This window comes from Micromonospora sp. NPDC050397, assembly GCF_044901685.1.
Classification (GTDB): Bacteria; Actinomycetota; Actinomycetes; order Mycobacteriales; family Micromonosporaceae; genus Micromonospora_G.
Genome location: NZ_JBJDPS010000002.1, coordinates 879,793 through 900,012, shown reverse-complemented (window position 1 = coordinate 900,012; position 20,220 = coordinate 879,793). Strand labels below are relative to the sequence as shown.

20 protein-coding genes are annotated in these 20,220 nt (G+C 71.1%); 7 read left to right on the top strand and 13 right to left on the bottom strand.

What is annotated here, in order from left to right:
- Positions 1-11: 11 nt before the first annotated feature.
- Together ACI2K4_RS10215 and ACI2K4_RS10210 are read left to right on the top strand one after the other, a co-directional pair.
- Entirely contained in the window at positions 12-467 is a 456-nt protein-coding gene (locus tag ACI2K4_RS10215; RefSeq protein WP_404510126.1) for an RrF2 family transcriptional regulator, read from the top strand.
- A 125-nt stretch (positions 468-592) separates the two neighbouring features.
- Positions 593-772 carry a DUF4236 domain-containing protein gene (locus ACI2K4_RS10210; RefSeq protein WP_121159317.1) on the top strand — a complete coding sequence of 60 codons (180 nt, stop codon included), beginning with the start codon at positions 593-595 and terminating at the stop codon, positions 770-772.
- 86 nt (positions 773-858) lie between these two features.
- Here ACI2K4_RS10210 and ACI2K4_RS10205 read toward each other — a convergent pair whose 3' ends face one another.
- Both ACI2K4_RS10205 and ACI2K4_RS10200 read right to left on the bottom strand, forming a co-directional pair.
- Entirely contained in the window at positions 859-1,785 is a 927-nt protein-coding gene (locus ACI2K4_RS10205; protein WP_404510125.1) for a hypothetical protein, read from the bottom strand.
- Between the two features lie 102 nt (positions 1,786-1,887).
- Positions 1,888-2,409, bottom strand: coding sequence for a VOC family protein (locus ACI2K4_RS10200; protein ID WP_404510124.1), 522 nt, complete (start codon positions 2,407-2,409; stop codon positions 1,888-1,890).
- A 46-nt stretch (positions 2,410-2,455) separates the two neighbouring features.
- Here ACI2K4_RS10200 and ACI2K4_RS10195 point away from each other — a divergent pair, with 46 nt between their 5' ends.
- Positions 2,456-2,932: a MarR family winged helix-turn-helix transcriptional regulator gene (locus ACI2K4_RS10195; RefSeq protein ID WP_404510123.1), complete on the top strand. Its 477-nt coding sequence runs from the start codon at positions 2,456-2,458 to the stop codon at positions 2,930-2,932.
- Between the two features lie 58 nt (positions 2,933-2,990).
- Positions 2,991-5,120, top strand: a complete 2,130-nt coding sequence (locus ACI2K4_RS10190) for a tetratricopeptide repeat protein (RefSeq protein ID WP_404510122.1) — start codon at positions 2,991-2,993, stop codon at positions 5,118-5,120.
- 15 nt (positions 5,121-5,135) lie between these two features.
- Here the strand turns inward: ACI2K4_RS10190 and ACI2K4_RS10185 are convergent, their stop codons facing one another.
- The 3 genes from ACI2K4_RS10185 to ACI2K4_RS10175 form a co-directional block, all read right to left on the bottom strand.
- Positions 5,136-5,366: a hypothetical protein gene (locus tag ACI2K4_RS10185; RefSeq protein ID WP_404510121.1), complete on the bottom strand. Its 231-nt coding sequence runs from the start codon at positions 5,364-5,366 to the stop codon at positions 5,136-5,138.
- Positions 5,367-5,453: 87 nt separating this feature from the next.
- On the bottom strand, positions 5,454-6,848 hold the full coding sequence (locus ACI2K4_RS10180) for an ATP-binding protein (RefSeq protein ID WP_404510120.1): 1,395 nt from the start codon (positions 6,846-6,848) through the stop codon (positions 5,454-5,456).
- A gap of 101 nt (positions 6,849-6,949) precedes the next feature.
- Positions 6,950-7,606, bottom strand: a complete 657-nt coding sequence (locus ACI2K4_RS10175) for a response regulator transcription factor (RefSeq protein ID WP_404510119.1) — start codon at positions 7,604-7,606, stop codon at positions 6,950-6,952.
- Between the two features lie 95 nt (positions 7,607-7,701).
- On the opposite strand from ACI2K4_RS10175, the gene ACI2K4_RS10170 reads away from it, so the two are divergent.
- Positions 7,702-8,859: an outer membrane lipoprotein carrier protein LolA gene (locus ACI2K4_RS10170; protein WP_404510118.1), complete on the top strand. Its 1,158-nt coding sequence runs from the start codon at positions 7,702-7,704 to the stop codon at positions 8,857-8,859.
- A 305-nt stretch (positions 8,860-9,164) separates the two neighbouring features.
- Positions 9,165-11,489, top strand: a complete 2,325-nt coding sequence (locus ACI2K4_RS10165; RefSeq protein WP_404510117.1) for a HelD family protein — start codon at positions 9,165-9,167, stop codon at positions 11,487-11,489.
- 36 nt (positions 11,490-11,525) lie between these two features.
- Here ACI2K4_RS10165 and ACI2K4_RS10160 read toward each other — a convergent pair whose 3' ends face one another.
- Positions 11,526-11,933: a hypothetical protein gene (locus ACI2K4_RS10160; RefSeq protein ID WP_404510116.1), complete on the bottom strand. Its 408-nt coding sequence runs from the start codon at positions 11,931-11,933 to the stop codon at positions 11,526-11,528.
- A 264-nt stretch (positions 11,934-12,197) separates the two neighbouring features.
- On the opposite strand from ACI2K4_RS10160, the gene ACI2K4_RS10155 reads away from it, so the two are divergent.
- Positions 12,198-12,608: a hypothetical protein gene (locus ACI2K4_RS10155; RefSeq protein ID WP_404510115.1), complete on the top strand. Its 411-nt coding sequence runs from the start codon at positions 12,198-12,200 to the stop codon at positions 12,606-12,608.
- Positions 12,609-12,744: 136 nt separating this feature from the next.
- Here ACI2K4_RS10155 and ACI2K4_RS10150 read toward each other — a convergent pair whose 3' ends face one another.
- The 7 genes from ACI2K4_RS10150 to ACI2K4_RS10120 form a co-directional block, all read right to left on the bottom strand.
- Positions 12,745-13,704 (bottom strand): sporulation protein, encoded by a 960-nt coding sequence (locus tag ACI2K4_RS10150; RefSeq protein ID WP_404510114.1) that lies wholly within the window; start codon positions 13,702-13,704, stop codon positions 12,745-12,747.
- Between the two features lie 141 nt (positions 13,705-13,845).
- On the bottom strand, positions 13,846-14,286 hold the full coding sequence (locus ACI2K4_RS10145; RefSeq protein ID WP_404510113.1) for a carboxypeptidase-like regulatory domain-containing protein: 441 nt from the start codon (positions 14,284-14,286) through the stop codon (positions 13,846-13,848).
- Positions 14,287-14,414: 128 nt separating this feature from the next.
- Positions 14,415-15,383 carry a trypsin-like serine peptidase gene (locus tag ACI2K4_RS10140; RefSeq protein WP_404510112.1) on the bottom strand — a complete coding sequence of 323 codons (969 nt, stop codon included), beginning with the start codon at positions 15,381-15,383 and terminating at the stop codon, positions 14,415-14,417.
- Positions 15,384-15,961: 578 nt separating this feature from the next.
- Positions 15,962-17,368, bottom strand: a complete 1,407-nt coding sequence (locus ACI2K4_RS10135) for a cellulase family glycosylhydrolase (protein ID WP_404510111.1) — start codon at positions 17,366-17,368, stop codon at positions 15,962-15,964.
- 224 nt (positions 17,369-17,592) lie between these two features.
- The gene (locus tag ACI2K4_RS10130) at positions 17,593-18,981 is read right to left on the bottom strand and encodes a M1 family metallopeptidase (RefSeq protein ID WP_404510110.1); all 1,389 of its coding nucleotides are present in this window, start codon (positions 18,979-18,981) and stop codon (positions 17,593-17,595) included.
- A 328-nt stretch (positions 18,982-19,309) separates the two neighbouring features.
- Positions 19,310-19,870 (bottom strand): DinB family protein, encoded by a 561-nt coding sequence (locus ACI2K4_RS10125; RefSeq protein WP_404510109.1) that lies wholly within the window; start codon positions 19,868-19,870, stop codon positions 19,310-19,312.
- A 115-nt stretch (positions 19,871-19,985) separates the two neighbouring features.
- Positions 19,986-20,220 (bottom strand): hypothetical protein (locus tag ACI2K4_RS10120; RefSeq protein WP_404510108.1); only part of this gene is annotated, 235 nt, incomplete at its 5' end.

Below are 20,220 nucleotides of genomic sequence, written 5' to 3'. Positions count from 1 at the left end.
ATGATGGGGACGTGCACATCTCCGCCCGCGGCGACTACGCGGTCCGGGCCGCGCTGAGCCTCGCCTCCGCGTACCCGTCGCTGATGTCTGCCCAGGCCATCGCCCAGCAGCAGGACATGCCGCGCAAGTTTCTCGAAGCGGTCCTGGCGGACCTGCGTCGGGCCGGCATCGTCCGGGCACAGCGCGGCGCCGAGGGCGGTTACACCCTGTCCAGCCCGCCCCGGGAGGTCAGCGTCGGGGCGATCCTGCGGGCCGTCGACGGTCCGCTCGCCGGGGTACGCGGACTGCGTCCCGAGGAGACTCGCTACGACGGTGCCGCCGAGAACCTGCCCCGCCTCTGGATCGCGGTGCGGGCGGCGGTACGTGACGTGGTCGACGAGGTGAGCCTGGCCGAGCTGGTCAGCGGGCGGATGCCGGCCCACGTACGCAAGCTGACCACCCGCCCCGACGCGTGGCAGCCGCGCTGACCCGGCCGGGCGGCCGGTGGCCGACGACTGTCGGGTGCGGACGCACCGAGGTTTGGGGTGCCGTCCACGAGGGAACCTTCGACCCATCCCCCGACACCGACGGAACCTACGAAGGGAGCACGGCCATGGGTCTGATGTTCCGCAAGCGCAAGAAGTTCGGCCCCTTGATCCTCAACTTCACCGAGAACGGCTTCTCCTCCTGGAGCATCAAGATCGGTCGCTGGTCGTGGAACTCCCGGGCCCGCGCACACCGCGTCGACCTGCCCGGCCCGCTGTCCTGGAAGCAGGACAAGGCGCGTCACTGAGCACAGCCACGTCGAACGGGGTGCGGCCACCGGCCGGCACCCCGTTCGACGTGGCCGGCGCCCGCCCAACGGACGCTCGCCGGTCGTCAGGGCGCCGACGTGGGCGCCAGCTCGACCGACACGTCACCACCGAGCCGCCCGGTCGCCGGATCGCGGACCACCAGCCCGGCGGCGAGCAGGTCCCCGATCGCCTGGTTGGCGTCGCGGGACCGGTAGGCGGTCCGGCTCACGGTGAATTCGCGCAGCTCACTGACCGAGCACCGGCCCACCTCGGTCAACCGTTGGAGCAGCCGCCGGGCCAGCGGCTCCGGGTCCGGGCTGGGCGTGACCTCCACCGGCCCGGTGGCTCCGTCCGGTGCCCGGTAGCGCACGCCGATCGTGGCGCCGACGACCCAGATGCCGTCCTTGAACGCCTCCAGGCGCTTACCCGACGACGTGGCGAAGACCAGCAAGCTCGGCCCCGGGTCCGACGTACCGAACACTTCGACCTCGCTGACCAGGGAGAAGCCTGCCTGGGCGAGCGCCTGGCGGTGGTCCGAGCCGGTCCGGGACCGGTCGTCGAGCACCATCAGCATCTCGGCCGGGCGACCGGTGGCGGCAGCCGTCAGGGCCGCCGGGGCAGGAGCCGGCCCTCGTCGCGCGTCCAGCACCGCCAGCATCGGCGCACCGGCGGCACCGGCCGCCTTGGCCGCCGCCGGCAGCCGGTCCGGCCCACCGGGTACGAGGTGCACACTCACCTCGGCCGACAGACCGGCCTGCCCGGCGGCGAGCCGCGCGCCCAGGTCTCCCGGATCGGCCGCGAGCACCACCACGGTCAGCCGCTGTCCCCGTCTCGGCTCGGCGGGACCGGTGAAGACCCGCAGCGCCGCCTCCACCGGGCCGGCGTCGCCACCCGGGTACGCGTACAGCAGGGTGGCCCGGCGTCCCGGGGCGGCCAGGGCACCGGGCGCCCAGTCGGCTATCCGCGAGACGAGCAGCTCAGACAGGATGTCGGCGATCGGGTCGGTAACCATGCCGCCCGTTCTACCGTGCCCCCGGAGGCGGTGTCACATCCGCCCCTGCCGAGGTAGGCGAGGTCGGTCGACTCAGGCCGGTACGGAGATGCCGACGCCGGCTCAGGCCGGTACGGAGATGCCGACGCCGCCGCGCGTCTGGCCGCCGTACCGCTGCCGCTCCCGGTCGAGGTCGAGCCGGCCGATCCGCTTGCGCGCGGCGAGCGCCGCGTCGTCCAGCCGGTCGGCCGGGACGAGCCAGACCACCTCGAACTCCAGCCCGTCCGGGTCGTGCGCGTAGAGGCTCTTGGTGGTGCCGTGGTCCGAGCTGCCGGAGAGGGCTCCGGCCTCGGTGAGGCGCTGCGCGGTGGCGGCCAACTCGTCCAGGGTGTCCACCTCCCAGGCGAGGTGGTAGAGGCCGACCGTGGTCCGTCCGGCGCCGGACGGTCCGGCGTTCGCGCCGATCTCGAACAACCCCAGGTCGTGGTCGTTGGTCGAGCCCGGGGCCTGGAGGAAGACGGCTCCCGAGAAGTTGTCCGGCGTCATCGGGACCAGGCGGAAACCGAGCACGTCGCGGTAGAAGGCGACGCTGCGGGCGAGATCGCTGACGAAGAGTACGGCGTGGTTGAGCCGGTGAATACCCATGCGCTCACAGTAGCGCGGTGTAGTTGAGCGTTCAACTACACCGGTTATGCTCTACCTCATGACCCGGTGGCTCGATCCCGACGAACAGCGCACCTGGCGGGCGTTCCTCGCCGCGACCCAGGCCCTGATGGAGACGCTGGACCGGGAGTTACAGGCCGACGCCGGCCTGCCGCACGCCTACTACGTGATCCTGGTGCACCTCTCCGAGGCACCCGGGCGACAACTGCGGATGAGCGAGCTGGCGGACCGGGTTGGCTCCTCGCGCAGCCGGCTCTCGCACGCCGTCGGGCGGCTGGAGCAGTTCGGCTGGGTGAGGCGCGAGGACTGCCCCACCGACCGGCGCGGCCAGATCGCGGTCCTCACCGACGAGGGCTTCGCCGAGCTGGCCGCCGCCGCGCCCGGACACGTCGAGGGCGTACGGCGCCACCTGTTCGACCCGCTCAGCCCAGCGCAGATCGACCAACTGCGGCGAATCAGCGAAGCATTGGTCGACCATCTCGACCCGAAACGTCCAGCATCATGACCAAACTGCCACCCACCCACCTCTTGTACTGAACGTCGCCGGACCAGCACGATGGGACGTGTCCTCCGGCTTCGGCGATCTCACCCCTCAGGCGCAACAGCTCGTGGCCGCCGGCGACCTGGCCGGCGCGCAGGAACTGCTCGGTGCCGCGCTCAACAGTGCCGATCCCAGTCCGGCGCACGCCTCGCCCGAGTTGGCCGAGGCGGCCGGGCTTCAGGCGAGGGTGCTGGTCGCCCTGGGCGAGCCGCATTCCGCCCGGGGTTGGGCCGCGTTCGCGTACGCGGCGACCACCCGGCTCTACGGACCGGCCGACCAACGTACGGTCGCCAGCGCCGCGACGCTCGCCGCCGTACTGCACCGGGTCGGCAGCCACGAACGGGCGGCCAGGCTCTACCGCGAAGTGATCATCGAGCTGACCGCGACCGACGGCCCCGAGTCGCTCCGGGTGCTCGCCGCCCACGCCGACCTGGCCACAGTGGAATACGCCCAGGGCGAGTGCCAGCTCGCCCGCAACCGGCTGGAGGACGCCTGGGAGCTGCACCGCGAGGTGTACGGGGACGGTCACCTCAGCGGCATCCGGATGCTCGCGCGCCTCGGCTCGATGCAACGCGACTGCGGGCACTTCGCCGAGGCACACGACCACCTCGCCCTCGCCCGCGAGCTGTGCCGCGAACACCTGGCCCCGGACCATCCGCTGGCGGCCCAGGTCGCGGCGCTGGCCCGCGCGGCGGCCAACCCCGACCACAGTTGCGCCAGCGGCCAGTCCACCGGATCGGACAGCCCCGCGACCGGCTCGACGGCCGGTTCGGCGCTCGGCCCGGCGGCCGGGTCGGCGCTCGGCCCAACGGCCGGTTCGACGGTCGGCTCGGCGGCGGGGTCGACGGTCGGCCCGGCGGCCGGTTCGGCGCTCGGCCCGGCCGAGGCTCCGCTGGCCACCGAACACGTCGCACCGAGCGGTCATCCGGTCGCGGAGCGATACTCCACCCCGGACGGCTACCCCACCCCGGACGGCTATCCCACGCCGGTCGACCCGCCCTCCGCCCCGGACGGCGGCTACCCGCCCCCGGCCACCGCGTACGCGGCACCGGCCGGTGGTTATCCGACGAGCGGCGAGAGCTACCCGACCGGTACGGACACCGAGCACCCGAGCGGGGCGTCAACGAGTCCACCACCGCTTCCGCCGCCACGGATGCCCCCGCCACGCGTACCCCCGCCACGCTCCCCCGCCGACCACGGCCCGTTCGGTCCCGGGGCCTCCTCGGCCGACGCGGTCTACCCCGCCGAGGGTGACACCGCGCCCGACCGGGACAGCCAGTGGTGGCCGCCGGACCGGGCCGAGCCGGAGCCGGAGCCGGCGGAGGAGTCCACCGCCGACCGGAACGGCTGGCCGTCCGACGATCGGCCCGACTGGCGCACCGAGCAGCCCGTCGACCGGGACAACGACGCCTGGGCACACCAGCCCCCGGGCAGGGACTGGAACCACGCGCCGGCCGGCAGCGGCTGGGACCGGGCCCCGGCCGGTTCCGGCTGGAACCATCCGACCGGCGGCTCCGATTCGCCGCTGCCGCCGTCCGTACCGGGAATGGCGACCGATGCCGGCCCCTTCCACGACCAGGGTGGCGGCCCCGGGGGCCGGCACCTGCCCGAGCGCCGGCCGTCGGCGAAGCTGCCGGTACGGATCTACCAACCGCCCCGCCGGCCGCTGCGACGAACCCTGCCGGTCATCGTCGCCGGGCTGGTGGTCGTGCTGCTCGGCACCGTCGCCGTGGTCGCCGGGTTCGCGCTGACCAGCGACTCGGACCCCGGTCCGGCCGGGCTGGGCGAGCCCACCCCGAACGGCGCCGCCCCGAGCGGCTCGCCGGGTCAGGCCACGCCGACCGCTCCAGCCGCGACACCACAGCTCTCCCCCGGCGCGCCACCGGAAAACCTCACCCTGCGCGACAGTCGGGACAGCGTCAGTCTCAGTTGGACCTACCCGGCCGGCGCCGAGGGACCGGTGGTGATCTCGGCCGGCCGGACCGGGCAGGACCCCCGCGCGATTCACGAGTTGGCACCGGGGACCAGCACCTTTGTCGTCTACTCGCTGAACCGGAACACCGACTACTGCTTCACCGTCGCGGTTGTCTACTCGGTGGACCTGGTCGGGCGGAGCAAGCCCGTCTGCACCAAACGGGCCGGAGCCAGTTGACGGCTCGACCACCGCTCAGAGTCGCAACGACAGGGCCTGCTCCCCGGGCCGGAGACCGGCGTACCTGGGATCCCAGCCGACGATGCCGGCCAAGACGACGGTGACCACCCCGGTGACCAGCAACGCGGCCTGTCCGACCAGGACCGGTGACACGGCGACGAGCAGCACCGCGCCTAAGAAGAGCTCGATGAAGGTGATCTGCTTCGGCTGCCGCAGGTCGCGGATCAGCCGGGACTGCCCACCCATCGTCCGCCCGTCCCGCCGGCCGTTGATCGTTCCTGCCGTCGCATCCAGCTTTGCTGATGTTATGCGGCAATAGCAGGCTTTGCCCGACTACGGCGGCAACTGGCGGGGGTGGTGCCGGTGGGTGCGTACCCCTCCCGACACCGCCGGCAGGCGTACCTCGACCCGCAGCCCCGGGCCGCCCCCGGTGTCCGAGTCGGCTAGTCGGACCGTGCCGCCCTCGCGGCGTACCAGCTCACGGACGATGGCCAGCCCCAACCCCGCACCGCCGGCATCCCGGGTACGGGCGTCGTCGAGCCGGGTGAACCGGTCGAACACCCGATCCCGGTCGGCTGGCCGGATGCCCGGACCGTCGTCGCTGACGGCGACCAGGTGGAATCCGGGGTCGGCCGGATCCGGCGCCAGCACGGTCAGGACCACCTCGGAGGCCGCGTGGCGTACCGCGTTGTCGAGCAGGTTCGCCAGCACCCGGCCCAGACCGTCCGGGTCCCCCGCCGTCCAGGCCGGACCGGCGGCCGGCGCGACCCGTACCGGCGGGGACGGGTACCGCTGCGCCACCCCGGTCGACAACTCCACCAGCTCCACCGGGTCGCTGACCGCCCGGCGGGGTCGTGGCACCCCGTCGTCGGCCCGGGCCAGCAGCAGCAGGTCGTCGACGAGCCGGCTCAACCGTTTTGTGTCGGCGAGCAGGTCCTCGGCCACCAGCGGCCAGTCGGTACGACCTCCGAGGTGCTGCGCCACCTCCAACTGCGTACGCATGTTCGCCAGCGGGCTGCGCAGTTCGTGTGCCGCGTCGGCGACAAAGGCCCGCTGCCGGACCCGGGCCGACTCCAACCGGTCCAGCATCCCGTTCAGGGTCACCGCCAGCCGGTGGATCTCGTCGTGCGACGCCGGGACCGGAAGCTGCCCCGGCCGGGCTCCGCCGGTGATCTCCTCCGCACCGGCCCGCAGCGCCTCGACCGGACGCAGGGTCGCCCCGATCACCCGCCAGGCGACCACCGCCAGCAGCACCAGCAGCAGCGGAAACCCGACCGTCAGCACCGTACGCACCAGTTTCAGGCTGTGCGTCACGTCGGTCATCGACTTTGCCACGAGCACGGTCTTCGGGTCCTCGGGCGGACCGGCGGGTACGGCGACCACCCGTACCGGCCCGGTCAGCCCGAGCTGCCGACCGGGTACGTAGATCCCGTTCCGGTCACCGGTACGGGCGAGCTGGTCGCGGTCGAGCATCGGCACCAGCCGGTCGGCGTTGATGCTGGCCGCGGTGATCCGGGAGCGCGCGTCGATCACCTGTACCCGTACCTCCGCACCGGCGACCGGCAGCGGATCGGGCAGGGCATTCTCGTTCGCCAGGATGGCGACCGCGTCGGCGGTCTTGAACGCCTCGGTGTCCACCGTACGTTCCAACGCGTAACCCAGCGCCGCCACCAACAAAACCCCACCCACGGCAAGCCCCGCCGCCAACCCCGCCACCCCGATAACCATCAACCGCGCCCGCAGGCTCAGGGTAAGGAAGGGCCCCTTGTTATCGCTTCTTGTATAGGAAGGGGCCCTTCCTAACGCTTGGGCGAGGAGGTGGCGGGGGTTCATGTGGTGAGGCGGTAGCCGGCGCCGCGGATCGTCTGGAGGCGGTCCCGACCGATTTTGCGGCGGAGGTAACCGACGTAGACCTCCACCGCGTTCGGTGCCGTCTCCAGGCTGGCGTCCCAGACGTGGTCGAGCAGTTCGGTCTTGGAGACGACCTGACCGGCCCGGCGCAGGAGGTATTCGAGCAGCCCGTACTCGCGGGCGGTGAGCTCGACCTCGGCGCCGTCCCGGGTCACCCGGCGCCGGGCGGGGTCGAGGCTGAGGTCACCGGCGGTCAGCACCGCCGGACGCTGGGGTGCGCCCCGACGCAGCAGCGCCCGCAACCGGGCCAGCAGCACCACGTACGAGAAGGGTTTGGTCAGGTAGTCGTCGGCACCACAGTCCAGCCCGTCGGCCTGGTCGTACTCGCCGTCCTTGGCCGAGAGCATGAGCACCGGCACCCACTGCTCCTCGGCGCGGAGCTGACGTACCACCCGGTAGCCGGACAGACCCGGCAGCATCACGTCGAGGATCACCGCGTCGTAGCCGCCGTGGCGGGCGAGGTCGAGCCCGGTCAGCCCGTCGCCGGCCACGTCGACCGCGAAGCCCTCCGCCTGTAGGCCCCGTTGCAGGGCGGCGGCCAGCCGCGCCTCGTCCTCCACCACCAGCAACCGCACCCGCCAAGGGTGCCACCGCCGTCAACCCGCACATCACGAGTTCTCAGCCGCCGCACAGCACCGGCAGGGCACCATGGACCCCGGGAGGTACGAAGATGTCAGTTTTCCAGAATCGCCCGGCCCTGCGTTGGCTGGTGCCGGTCGCCGCCTCGGTGGTGGTGGTCGGCGGGGGTGCGGCGATCGGCACCCTCGGCGCGGCCGCCGATCCGGCCCTGCCTCCGCGCAGCGCCGCCCAGCTCCTGGTCGACCTGCAGACCGCCCAGGTGGACGGGTTCTCCGGCACGGTGGTGCAGCGGGCCGACCTCGGCCTGCCGGCGCTGCCGGGCATCGGCGGATCCGGCAGCGCCGACCTGGTCGCGCTCGCATCGGGTACGCACACCCTGCGGGTCTGGTACGCCGGCCCGGACCGGACCCGGGTCGCCCTGCTCGGCACGCTCGGCGAGAGCGACGTGATGCGCAACGGCTCCGACGTCTGGACCTGGCGCAGCCAGTCGAACGAGGCGACCCACTACCGGCTGCCCGAGGGTGGCGCGGAGCACCCGCACGGCCCGAACGGCAGCGGCCCGAACGGCAGCGGCCCGAACGGCCTGCCCGCCACCCCGCAGGAGGCCGCCGACCAGGCGCTCGCCGCGATCGACCCGAGCACGCGGGTGACCGTCGGCCGGTCCGCCACGATCGCCGGCCGGGACGCGTACGAGTTGGTGCTGCACCCGAGGGACGCGGCGTCGCTGGTGGACCAGGTGCGGATCGCGATCGACGCGGAGGAACACGTACCGCTGCGGTTCGAGCTGTTCGCCAAGGGCAGTGACGAGCCGGCCTTCGAGTTGGCCTTCACCCAGGTCGACTTCGACACCCCCGGCGACAACCAGTTCACCTTCAACCCACCGCCGGGCACGAAGGTGACCGAGGGCAGCGGTGAGCCACGGCGGCACAGGCCGGAGGGCGGCGAGGCGCCGGACGGGCTGAGCACCGCCGGCCAGGGCTGGACCACGGTGCTGGTCGGCCGGATCCCGGGCGGGCAGGCCCCGGCCCTGACCGGCAAGGATCTGCCGGCGGGCACCGCCGGTACGCCGAACGGCGCTGACCTGCTCGGCAACCTGCTCGACGCGTTCCCCCGGGTGCAGGGCGACTGGGGCAGCGGGCGGCTGTTCACCACCAAGCTGGTGAATGTCCTGCTGCTCGACGACGGCCGGGTGCTGGTCGGCGCGGTCACCCCGCAGCGTCTGTACGAGGTGGCCGGAACGGCACGCTGACCGGTTCCGCCCCGCCCCGGGACGGAACCCGAGCACAGCCCGAGCACGACCGAGCACGACCCGCCGATCCGCCGGCCGGTATCGCCTCACCGCGATGTCCGGCCGGCGGATCGCTTTGTCCGGCCACCGGATCATCGCGGCGGGAGGAGGTCGATAATGGTGACGGCGGCGTTCGCCGACCCGTACTCCGGCCGATGGGACCATGGTCGGGCTACGCGCTGTCGCGCTATCTTCGTCATTTGGGCACAAAAAAGAACGGCATTTGAATGCCGTCCTCGGAACACTATAGCTAATGGGGAGAAGGTTTGTCAAGGTACTCCGACACCTCGGATGACCAGCACGCCGACGAGATCGGACGGGAGCAGGAGTACGTCTCCATGCTCTACGGCCGGCTCGACGGGTTGCGCGACCGGGCCGCGCGGCGGCTGGCCGGGCAACTGCGCAGCGTCGGCGGCACCCAGCAGGCCCGCTCCCAACGGGACAGCACCATCGCCATGTACGCCGAGCAGGTCGACTCGTACGGCGCGGTGGAGGACGGCCTCTGCTTCGGGCGGCTCGACCTCGACGAGGGGGCACCGCGCTACATCGGCCGGATCGGCATCTTCGACGAGGAGGGCGACTACGACCCGCTCCTGGTCGACTGGCGGGCCCCGGCCGCGCGCTCGTTCTACCTCGCCACCGCCGCGTCGCCGGACGGGGTGCGGCGCCGCCGGCACATCCGCACCCGGTTCCGCAAGGTGGTGGGGATCAACGACGAGGTGCTCGACCTGGACGCCGCGCGGACGACCGAGCACGAGGGACTGACCGGCGAGGCGGCGCTGCTGGCCGCGGTGAACGCCCGGCGTACCGGCCGGATGAGCGACATCGTGCAGACCATCCAGGCCGAGCAGGACCGGGTGATCCGGGCCGACCTGCCCGGGGTGCTGGTGGTGCAGGGCGGGCCGGGCACCGGCAAGACCGCGGTGGCGCTGCACCGGGCCGCGTACCTGCTCTACACCCACCGGCAGCAGCTTTCCACCCGGGGCGTGCTGGTGGTCGGCCCGAACGCCACCTTCCTCCGTTACATCTCGCAGGTCCTGCCGACCCTGGCGGAGACGGGCGTGCTGCTGCGTACCCTCGGCGAGCTCTTCCCGGGGATCAGCGCGACCAGGGCCGAGGCCGCCACGGTCGCCGAGGTCAAGGGCCGACCGGTGATGACCGAGCTGCTCGCCGCCGCCATCCGCGACCGTCAGCAGGTGCCGGACGACGGGATGGAGGTGCTGGTCGAGCGGGACACCCTCTGGCTGGACCGGCAGACCGTACTGGCGGCGCGGGAGCGGGCCCGCCGCTCGGGCCGCCCGCACAACCTGGCCCGACCGCTGTTCGACATCGAGATCATCCACGCGCTCTCCCGGCAGGTGGCCGACCGGATCGGCGCCGACCCGCTGGGCGGGGAGAACCTGCTCGAAGAGGCCGACCTCGCCGAGATCCGGCGCGAGCTGCGCGACGAGCCCGGGGTGGAGGAGGCGCTGGCCGAACTCTGGCCGGTGCTGACGCCGCAACGGCTCCTCGCCGACCTGTTCGCCTCGTCCGAGCGGATCGACGCCGCCGGGCGGGACCTGGTCGGCGCGGAGCTGACCGAGGCCGAGCTGGAGTTGTTGCACCGGAACCCCGAGGGCGGCTTGAGCCCGGCGGACGTACCGCTGCTCGACGAGTGCGCCGAGTTGCTCGGCGAGGACGACCGGTCCGCGCAGGCGCTGGCCGAGCGGGAGCGCCGGCAACTGATCGAGTACGCCGAGGGTGCGCTGGAGATCGCCCTCGGCTCCCGCTCGATCGACCTGGAGGACGAGGCCGAGGGTGAGGTCCTGAGCGTCACCGACCTGCTCGGCGCGGACGAGTTGGCGCAGCGGCAGGAGACCGGGGACCGGCTGACCACCGCGCAGCGGGCCGCGGCCGACCGGAAGTGGGCCTTCGGCCACATCATCGTCGACGAGGCGCAGGAACTCTCCCCGATGGCGTGGCGGTTGCTGATGCGCCGCTGTCCCAGCCGGTCGATGACCATCGTCGGGGACGTGGCCCAGACCGGCGCGCTCGGCGGGGCCGCCTCCTGGCAGCAGGCGCTGGAGCCGTACGTGGCCGACCGTTGGCGGATCCGGGAACTGACCGTCAGTTACCGGACCCCGGCCGAGATCATGGAGGTGGCCGGCCGGGTGCTGGCCGAGATCGACCCGTCCCTCGATCCGCCCCGGGCGGTACGTCGCACCGGCGTACCGCCGTTCGACCTGTCGGTGGAGCCGGGCGAGCTGCCCGGACGGCTGGTCGATCTGGTGCTCCGCGAGGCGGACGCGGTGGACGACGGCCGGCTCGGCGTGATCGTGCCGGAGGGGCTCGCCGCCGACCTGGGTCGGGCCGTCGTCGACGCGGTCCCCGAGGCGGCGCTCGGTGAGCACCCGGAGTTGGAGAGCCGGGTGGTGGTGCTGACCGTGCCCCAGGCCAAGGGGCTGGAGTTCGACTCCGTCCTGGTGGTGGAGCCGGATCGGATCGTGGCCGAGTCACCGCGCGGACGCAGTGACCTCTACGTCGCGCTGACCCGGGCGACCCAACGGCTCGGCGTGCTGCGCGCCACCACCGCGGACGTCACCGTACGGTAGTCGCGGCACCTCGGCGGACGGTCACCGTACGGTGGTTCAGTCCGCCGGGCGGCGTTCGCCGAAGTTGCCCACCTGGCTGGCGTCGCTCGACTGGTCGCTGGTCGAACCACCCGTCGGGGTGCTCATCCCGCCGGTGGTCGCGTCTCCGGTGGTGGTCGGGGCGACCTTGCCCTTGCCGCGTGGCGGTCCGGCCCGGCGAACACTCGCCGGGCCGGCACTGCCACCCGTGGTGGTCACCATGCCCCGGGGCGTACGGGTGGGGCCGCCGTCCCGGAACACACCCGTGTCCGACCTCGCGTCCGCCGGATCCTGCCAGTCCTCTTCGCGGGCCTCGTGCTGGCCGTCGGTGGGAAGGGTGACCTCGTCCACCGAGCCGTATTCGCCCCGGCCCACCCGATCCTGGGCCCGGCGGGTCGACTTCCGCTTTTCGTCGTCTGCGCGCACGTTCGCACCACCTTGTGGGAGACCATCCGTACCCGCTGCCTGCCCGTGCGTCAGCGGGCTAAACGGGCCGCCGGCAAGCTGGACGACCCGGCCGCCAAGGGTTGCGATCCCGCGCGAATCCCGGTCGACCACCAGGTCAGGGGCCGGGTCGGTCGTTTGCCGGGAAGTGGGTCGGGTAGCCAGGTGGTGCCGCCCTCACCTCGGGCCGAGTCGGACCGTGGCCGAGGGGGCACCGAAAGCCTCATCGAATCCTGAGGAGGAAAGATGAGTACGCAGACTCCGTCCAGGTCGCAGCAGCGGCCGATGTCGGATCAGCCGACGATGAACCGACCCATGTCGGACCAGCAGTACTCGCAGGGCTCGTACATGCAGGATGACATGTCGAACCGGCAGATGGTCTCCGACCAGCAGATGATGTCGGGCCGGCGCGGCGACCGGATGCCGCGGAGCGAAACCAAGCCGGCGTTCCTGACCACCGAGTTCTACGTGTTCCTGCTGGCCGTCGGTGGCGTGATCGCCGCCTCGGTGATCATCGGGAACGACAACGCGGGCCTCGACGTGTTCCGGGCCGACCGGGCGTGGTTCTTCATCGCCCTGCTGAGCATCGGTTACATGCTGAGCCGTGGTATCGCCAAGGCCGGTAACTCGTGGCGGCGTGGCGGCGGTGACCGGTAGTCCGGGGATCCGCTAGCCGTACGGCGACTTCCGGCGCGACCGGAAGCGGATGACCCCTGAGCATCACGGTGCCGCGGTCGTCAGGTTCTCCCTGGCGACCGCGGCATCCTCGACTCTGTCGGGCGGACCGGCGGGGCTACTCCTCGCCGAAGTCACCGCCGTCGTCGCCGCCGTCGAAGGCGTCTTCGAGCAGTTCACCGGCGAGCAGGCCGCCGCCGAAGCCGAGCGCGGCACCGGCGATCGCCCCGCCCATGCCACCGCCGCCGCCATGGTGGCCGTGACCGCCGTGGAAGCCGTGGCCGCCCTGCTTGGCCCGGCTGCCGTAACCGGAGATGGTCTGGTTCAGCCAGCCGTCGACCAGCCGGACCCAGTCGACCGACTCGACCCCGGTGTGCTGGACGGAGTAGCGACCGAAGCTGTCGTGGCCGCCGGTGAAGAAGCCACCCCGCTTGTCGCACTCGATGATCACGTCGACGCTGTACTGGTTGGTGACGAAGGTGAGTTCGACCTCGCGTACGACGTGCGCGTACTGCGGCGCGGCGAAGAACTCGATCTCCTGGTAGAACGGCAGCGTCTGCTGCACGCCGTGGATGTGCCCACGCTCCAGGTCGGCGTTCTTGAACCGGAACCCGAGTTGGTTGAACGCTTCCAGGATCCGCTCGTGCACCGGCAGCGGGTGCACCGAGACCTGGTCGAGGTCGCCCTTGTCCACCGCCCGCGCGATCGCGAGTTCGGTACGCAGCCCCATGGTCATCCCGTGCAGGCGCTGGCCGTACACGTCGGTGATGGGGGTCTCCCACGGCACCGGAAGCTGGAACGGAATGCTGAGCTGCTGGCCGGCGGCGAGTTGCATCGCGCCGGTGACCGGCAGCCGGTGGAACTCCATCGTGCCGGCGTACTCACTGTCGCCGGATTCCATCTCGACCCTGGTCACCAGCGCCAGGCTGATGTGCTCGATGTTGGCGGCGGCCTCACCGCCGCGCAGGTTGACCTGGCCTTCGAGCACCAGGCCCGGCCGGGTGTTCGGGTTGGAAAGCACGGTATCGACGCTCGGTCCACCCACCCCGAGTGCGCTTAACATCTTCTTGAAGACCATTGTCCTGACACCATCCACCGTGGATCGACGTACGACATACCGAACAGTAGTGGTCGACCCTGTGAGATCGCTGTGAGCAGCCAAATCGTCACCGGAGTGTCGCTGGGACGTGAGGGTCCCACCCGATCGCGCCGGGGTGACTCAGCCGAGGGTGAGGTCGACCGTGGCGGTCTGGCCGGCGGTCACCGTCGCCGTACCGGGCTGGGTCCGGCTGCCCGGGTCGGAACCGCTGGGCTGGGTCCGGAACTCGTACCGGCCCGGCTCCAGGACCCACCGGAAGACGCCCTTGTCGTCGGTGGTGACGACGAGTTCCGGGATCGCCCTGGCCGGGTCGTCCAGCGACTTCGGCTGGACCACCACGCCGGGGACGGCCGCGCCGTCGGCGTTGGTGACACGACCGGTGACGGTGCCACGGTTGGTCGAGTTGCCGGGGTCGGCCGGCTGGCTGGAGGCGGAGACCGGCGAGTCGCCGCCCGGCCCGCCGGCCGATCCGACCGAGTCGGTGCCCGGCTGGGCACAGGCCGACAGTACGGCGACGGCAAAGAGAGCAGAGGCGAGTACGCCTGTTCGAGTTGACCTCATTGGTAGCTCCTTATGGTGATCTGGAGCTTATGACGTACGGGTGGTGGCATTTGGTTCCGCCTCGGTGACAGAAGGTCACACAGCGACGGGTGGGCCGGGAGAACCCTCCCGACCCACCCGCTGATCAATCAGGCAGCCTTCCAGGCCTGCAGGTTGTTGAACCTCGCCTCGGTGATGCGGGTCCCGTGGTTGTAGGTGTTGTGCGGGTAGCCGATGTGCGGGAACCCGTACGCGTGGATACCCATCGAGCAGTAACCCGTACACCACGGGCTGCCGGCGGCCCGGAGCTGGTAGATCGGGCTGCCGCTCATGCCGCCGGTGGTGTCGTTGCTGTAGAAGATCTGGTTCGTCTGGCTGACCGCGACGGTCCGGGCCACCGAGTCACCGCGCCACTGCTGGCCGAACGGCTTCTCGCCCGGGTACCCGTTGATCAGCGTGCTGGCGCCGGCCAGGCTGGCCGCCTGCCACCAGTAACCGAACCAGCCGGTGCTGTAGCCGATGGTGCAGTTCAGCTTGATCGCGCCGTAGTCGTACGCCTCGTCGCCGCTGACCGTCCAGCCGGTCACCGAGTAGAGCTGGCGGACCGAGCACGAACCGTACGGCGCCGAGCCGCCGTTGCGCCCCGGCCAGACGGTCAGACCGGTGTACCAGGCTCCACCGCCACCGGCGTTGACGCAGTGCCCGGCGGTGGCCACGATGTCCGGCCCGTACATCCAGCCGGTGCAGTGGGCGTTGCCGTTCCGCGTGATCATGACGACCGCGCGGGCCGGGAAGGAGGTGGTCGGGTTGATCAAGATCCGGTTGTCCGGGCCGAAGATCGATTCCGTACCGAGAGCGGTGGCGGACGAACCGCTGGCGGCGGTCGTGTTGGTGCCCACCGTCCGGCCGGTGCCGACGTAGCTCGACGTGCCGCCGACCAACGCCCTGCTCGGGACCGAGACGCGCGAACCGTCGCTGGCGACCGCCGTGTCCGGACGGGCCGAACCCGGCGCCGCGTTCGCGGGGGCCGTCGCGACGGTCGTGCCGGCCGCCATTACGGTCACCGCCACCACCATTCCGCGCAACCAGGTTCGACCCAGTCCATTTCTTGTCCTCATTCGGGAACTCCCTTTCCCTCATGTAACCGGGCTCGAATTGAGCACGGCAGTATTCGTCCCGACCCTTCGGTACGGGCGAGATAACCGCTCTGATCGGGGCGATAATCCGTGGCCTCGCCCGGGCTGGCCGCACCAGAGCCGGTCGTCAACCGGTTGCCGGTTCAGGCTTCCCGGACGTATCTCGACTCGGCACCCCCTTGCAGTGGGCTACCACTCCCACCTGCTGATATCGCTCACTGTAGAGAGACAATCACAGACAGGGAAGGAGGCCGCAACGCAATTAAGCGGTTATACCGTGTCAGATCCGCGACAAGGCGTTAAATCCCATCGAGACAGTAGAAGTCGCTCGCGTCCGGCGATTCGCGAACCGTGATCGTTCACGTTTCCGCCGTGGCGACGCGGCCGAATAACCGTACGGTCCCGACGGGCTCTCCGATCCACACGACCGCCATCAGTCATCGGGCCCGGATACCCGTGAGACGACGATGGCCGGGCCCCGACAAAGGGGCCCGGCCACCGGTCGCGCGGCCCGGTTCACACCGAACAGCGGCGGGAGGAACGATTTGCGCTCAGGCGGATCAGGTCGCGACGCAGCGTGTCGTCGGCACGCCGTTGCCGCCGTTCCAGGTGCCGATGAAACCGAAGCTCGTGCCGGCGCCCGCACCGAGGCCGCCGTTGTAGGCCACGTTCCGGGCGGTGATGTTCGCGCCGCTGCTGGTGATGGTGGCGCTCCAGGACTGGCTGACCGTCTGGCCGTTGCCGAACGTCCAGGTGACGGTCCACCCGCTGATCGGCGTGGCACCGGCGGTCACCCGTACGTCGCCCTGGAAGCCGCCCTGCCACTGGCCGGTCACCGCGTACGTCGCCGTGCAGGTACGCGTACCGGGCGGGGGCGTGCTGGGCGGGGTGGTCGGCGGGGTGGTCGGTGGCCGGGTGGTCGGCGGTGTGGTCGGCGGGCGCGTGGTCGGCGTGGTCGGTGGCGTGGTGGGATTGCCGCCGTAGACGCTCGCCTCGCGGGCCGTCTGCCGGATTCCGTTGGCGCCGTTGAAGATCCGCTGTCCCCACGACGTCAGGCTGCCGGCGTTGAAGTTCGTCACCATGTCGAGGTATTCGACGCCACCGCCGTTGCCGCTCCACGACCAGCCGACGTACCCGATGCCGTTGGCCTGGGTGTAGGACATGATGGTGTCCTCGTCGGGGTTGCCGTCGGAGTGGTTGTGGCCGAACTCCCCGACCACGATCGGCAGGTTGGCGCTACGGAACCGGCCGAGATAGTCGCTGATCTCGGTCGCGGTGTCGAAGACGCCGTACATGTGGATGCTGAAGACGGTGTTGCGGTCCGGGTCGCTGGCGAAGACCGACTGCGCGTTGTCGCGCATGGTGAACTGCCAGTCCTGGCCCCAGTTCGGAGCATCGACCATGATCGTGTGGTCGAAGCCGGCGTTGCGCAGCCGGGTGATGGCGTTACGGGTCGCGGTCGGCCAGGTCGCGCTGACGCTGGCGTTGTTGCCGAACGGCTCGTTGCCGATGTTGAGGATGACGTACCGTTCCTGACCGGCGAGGGCACTCTGGATACTGATCCAGTAGCTCACCGCCTGGTCGAGGGTGATCGCGGCGGCCTCCTCGCCGTACCCGGTGGTGTCGTGTGCCTCGAGCACACAGATCAACCGGTTCTGCTTACAGATCGAGATCACGTTTGCGACGTCACTGGCGCTGTTCTGCGTCCAGCGCGCCCCGGTGCTGAGCACCACGCGTACGGTGTTGGCGCCGAGCGCCTTGATACTGGCGAACGAACCGGTTTGACTCGGGTACCAGGTGTGCGCGTGGCTCACCCCGCGCATCACGAACGGGTTACCGTTCGCGTCGATGAGCTGTCCACCGCTCACCGTGAAACCGGCGGCGGCGTGTGCCGGCTGGACGAGGACGAGCACGGAGACGAGGAGTGCGAGCAGCGCCGAGACGGCGGCGAAGATCCTGGTTTTCATGACCTACCTCAGGAAGAGCCCCGGGACGGGGAGGGACGTGAGGGTTCGGCAACTGCTGCCCGGCAGCTGCCGCCCGGCTTCCTGCGGCGAGGATCAGAGTAGGGACACCCGTCGATTTACGCAACCGGTTAAGTACCCCTGCGGCGCGCGGCACCAACGTAAGGAAGGGCCCCTTATTAACGCTATGCGTTAATAAGGGGCCCTTCCTTACACTGCGGGCGGAGCTACCAGGTGGTGGGCTTGCCGGGGGTGTAGAGCCAGGTCTGGAAGAAGGAGTTCAGACGCTGGCCGGAAACCTTCTCGGCGAGTCGGACGAGGTCCGGCGTGCCGACGGTGCCGTCGCGGTTCGCCGCGTACCAGAGACGGAGCAGGTTGAAGAAGGCGCGATCACCGATCTTCTCCCGCAACGCCTGGAGGGTCATCGCACCCTTGGTGTAGACCGAGCCGGCGAAGAGGTTGCCCGCGCCCGGGTCGCCCGGCGGCGGGTTCCAGATGGCGGAGGTCTCCGGGCGGGCGTAGTAGCCGTCGAACCGGGCCGCGGCCGTGGTGCCGCCGACGTGTTCGGTCCAGAGCCACTCCGCGTACGTCGCAAAGCCTTCGTTGAGCCAGATCTCCTGCCACCGCTGCGGGCTGACACTGTTGCCGAACCACTGGTGGGCCAGTTCGTGCGCGACCGTACCCTCGGATGGCGGTCCCGAGTAGATCGGCCGGGTCTGGGTCTCCAGCGCGTAACCGGCGTCCTCGTCGTCGTCGACGATCGCGCCGTACGAGGTGAACGGGTAGCGACCGAACAGCCCGGAGAAGTACGTGATCATCTCCTTGGTACGGGCCAGCCCCGCGTCAGCGCCCGCCGGCAGGTCCCGGTCGATCGCGTCGATGATCGGCAGCCCGTTCGGGCCCTTGTCGAAGCGCAGGTCGTAGTCGCCGACGGAGGCGGTGGAGAGGTAACTGGCCATCTGGTCGGTGGCCCGCCAGGTGAACGTGGTCCAGCCACCCTTGGTCCGCCGGCCGACCAGTTCGCCGTTGGCGACGGCGGTCTTGCCCTCCGGCACGGTGATCTGGAAGTCGTAGCTGGCCTTGTCCGTCGGGTGGTCGTTGACCGGGTACCAGGTCGACGCCCCCTCCGGCTCGTTGGCCACGAAGGCGCCGTCCGGGGTGGAGACCCAGCCGTAGAGCGCACCCTCGTTGTCGGTGGGCTGGCCGGTGGTCCCGTCGTAGCGGATCACGACGGTGAACCGCTCGCCGTCGGCGAGACCGCGCGGCGGCGAGATCCGCAGTTCCTGGCCGTCCCGGTCGAACCGCGTCGAGCGTCCGTCCACCGTGACCGAACGTACGTCGAAGCCGCGCAGGTCGAGGTTGAACCGGCTGAGCCGCTGCTCGGCCCGCGCACTGATCGTGGCCACCCCGGAGAAGGCCCGGGTGGCGGGCTGGTAGCGGATCTCCAGCCCGTAGTGTCGTACGTCGTACCCGCCATTGCCGGCAAGCGGGAAGTAGCCGTCGCCGACGCCGGGCGCGCCGGTACGACTCCGGGTGGCACCGGCCGGCGCACCCGTGACGGTGAGGGTGAGCGTCGCGGCGACGGCGACCGCCGCGATCCGTCGAGTCATGTGCATAGCGCGTCACGCTAGTGCCGGCGCCCGGGCCAGGGAAGTGACCGGGCCGAATGGCCGACCGAGCGCGACCGGGCCGATGGGTGGGTGTCCGGTCGGTCCGGCGGTCTCCCACCGGACCGACCGGACACCGACATCCCCACCACAGGATGTTCACGCCAGCCGGACTCTTAACCGGTTAAGCCGGTCACGCTACCCGCCACACCGGCAAACAGTCAAGCTTGTCACTGTCTTCTCGTTCTTCGGGCCGACCCGGTCCGACCCGGTCCGACCCCGGTCCGACCACATCCCGGCCGCGGCCCGGCTGTGGCCCGGCCGCGGCTGTGGCCGGTCAGTCCGGACCGGCCCGGTAGAGGTCACGAAGCAACGCGACCTCGGCGCCGTGGTGGATGGCTTCCCGGTTGATATGCAGGACCAGCGAGGCGAGCGGATACTCCGCGAACGGGCCCTCCGCCGGTCCACAGGGGCGGGCCAGGCCGTCCGGTCCCAGCGCCCGTACGCCCTCGGCCCACCGGACGTACGCCTCGTCCAACTGGCGCAACGCCTCCGCCGCCGTCCCGGCGTACGGGAACGAGTCGTAGCTCGTCGCCGGGCCGCCGAAGTGCGCCGCGTTACGGGCACCGAAGACCCCGGCGATGATGTGGCCCAGCCGCCAGGCGATCGTCGTCACCGGCGCGGGGCTCGGTTCCGGATAGGCGAAGTCGATCACCCACTCCCCCGAGCCGACGCCGTCGCCGGTCCGGCTCTCGCCACGTCGACGGATGCTCCAGCAGCCGGCGACCGGCTCCCAGAGGTACTCGTCGTCGGTAAGCCCGTCGAGCCGGGGCCGAAGCTGGTTGCGCCAGTGCCAGTCGAGCTGTTCGGACAGCTCCTGGTTCCAGTCGATGTCCATGGGGTCGAGGTTACGGACGCGCTGGGACGTTCTCGCTGCTCTCGACCGGGCGCGTCGCCCCCTCGTCGTCGAGTGCGCCGCCCCCCGCGCGGTCGGGCGCGCCGCGTGCTCGTGTTCAGGCACGCCGACGGAGGCCGAGCGCGACCAGCACCTGCCGGGTGGTCAGCCGGACCGGCCGGACCACGCCGTCGCGCAGCCAGCGGAACGTCGACACGACCAGGTGTCTCCACACCCAGCGCACGGCGCGACCGGCCGGGGTCACGGTGTGGCGCCACAGCCAGCGCAACGTGAGCCCGACCGGACGCAGCAGGTAACGGTAGACAAACCTTCCCACCACCCCGGCCAACCAC

What these genes read in the sequence shown, in the direction of transcription:
- ACI2K4_RS10210 (WP_121159317.1), top strand. Translation starts at nt 593, where the DNA reads ATGGGTCTGATGTTCCGCAAGCGCAAGAAGTTCGGCCCCTTGATCCTC.
- ACI2K4_RS10185 (WP_404510121.1), bottom strand. Translation starts at nt 5,366, where the DNA reads ATGGGTGGGCAGTCCCGGCTGATCCGCGACCTGCGGCAGCCGAAGCAG.
- ACI2K4_RS10125 (WP_404510109.1), bottom strand. Translation starts at nt 19,870, where the DNA reads ATGGACATCGACTGGAACCAGGAGCTGTCCGAACAGCTCGACTGGCAC.
- ACI2K4_RS10195 (WP_404510123.1), top strand. Translation starts at nt 2,456, where the DNA reads ATGCTCTACCTCATGACCCGGTGGCTCGATCCCGACGAACAGCGCACC.
- ACI2K4_RS10205 (WP_404510125.1), bottom strand. Translation starts at nt 1,785, where the DNA reads ATGGTTACCGACCCGATCGCCGACATCCTGTCTGAGCTGCTCGTCTCG.
- ACI2K4_RS10180 (WP_404510120.1), bottom strand. Translation starts at nt 6,848, where the DNA reads ATGGTTATCGGGGTGGCGGGGTTGGCGGCGGGGCTTGCCGTGGGTGGG.
- ACI2K4_RS10130 (WP_404510110.1), bottom strand. Translation starts at nt 18,981, where the DNA reads ATGCACATGACTCGACGGATCGCGGCGGTCGCCGTCGCCGCGACGCTC.
- ACI2K4_RS10170 (WP_404510118.1), top strand. Translation starts at nt 7,702, where the DNA reads ATGTCAGTTTTCCAGAATCGCCCGGCCCTGCGTTGGCTGGTGCCGGTC.
- ACI2K4_RS10200 (WP_404510124.1), bottom strand. Translation starts at nt 2,409, where the DNA reads ATGGGTATTCACCGGCTCAACCACGCCGTACTCTTCGTCAGCGATCTC.
- ACI2K4_RS10155 (WP_404510115.1), top strand. Translation starts at nt 12,198, where the DNA reads ATGAGTACGCAGACTCCGTCCAGGTCGCAGCAGCGGCCGATGTCGGAT.
- ACI2K4_RS10140 (WP_404510112.1), bottom strand. Translation starts at nt 15,383, where the DNA reads ATGAGGACAAGAAATGGACTGGGTCGAACCTGGTTGCGCGGAATGGTG.
- ACI2K4_RS10135 (WP_404510111.1), bottom strand. Translation starts at nt 17,368, where the DNA reads ATGAAAACCAGGATCTTCGCCGCCGTCTCGGCGCTGCTCGCACTCCTC.
- ACI2K4_RS10150 (WP_404510114.1), bottom strand. Translation starts at nt 13,704, where the DNA reads ATGGTCTTCAAGAAGATGTTAAGCGCACTCGGGGTGGGTGGACCGAGC.
- ACI2K4_RS10145 (WP_404510113.1), bottom strand. Translation starts at nt 14,286, where the DNA reads ATGAGGTCAACTCGAACAGGCGTACTCGCCTCTGCTCTCTTTGCCGTC.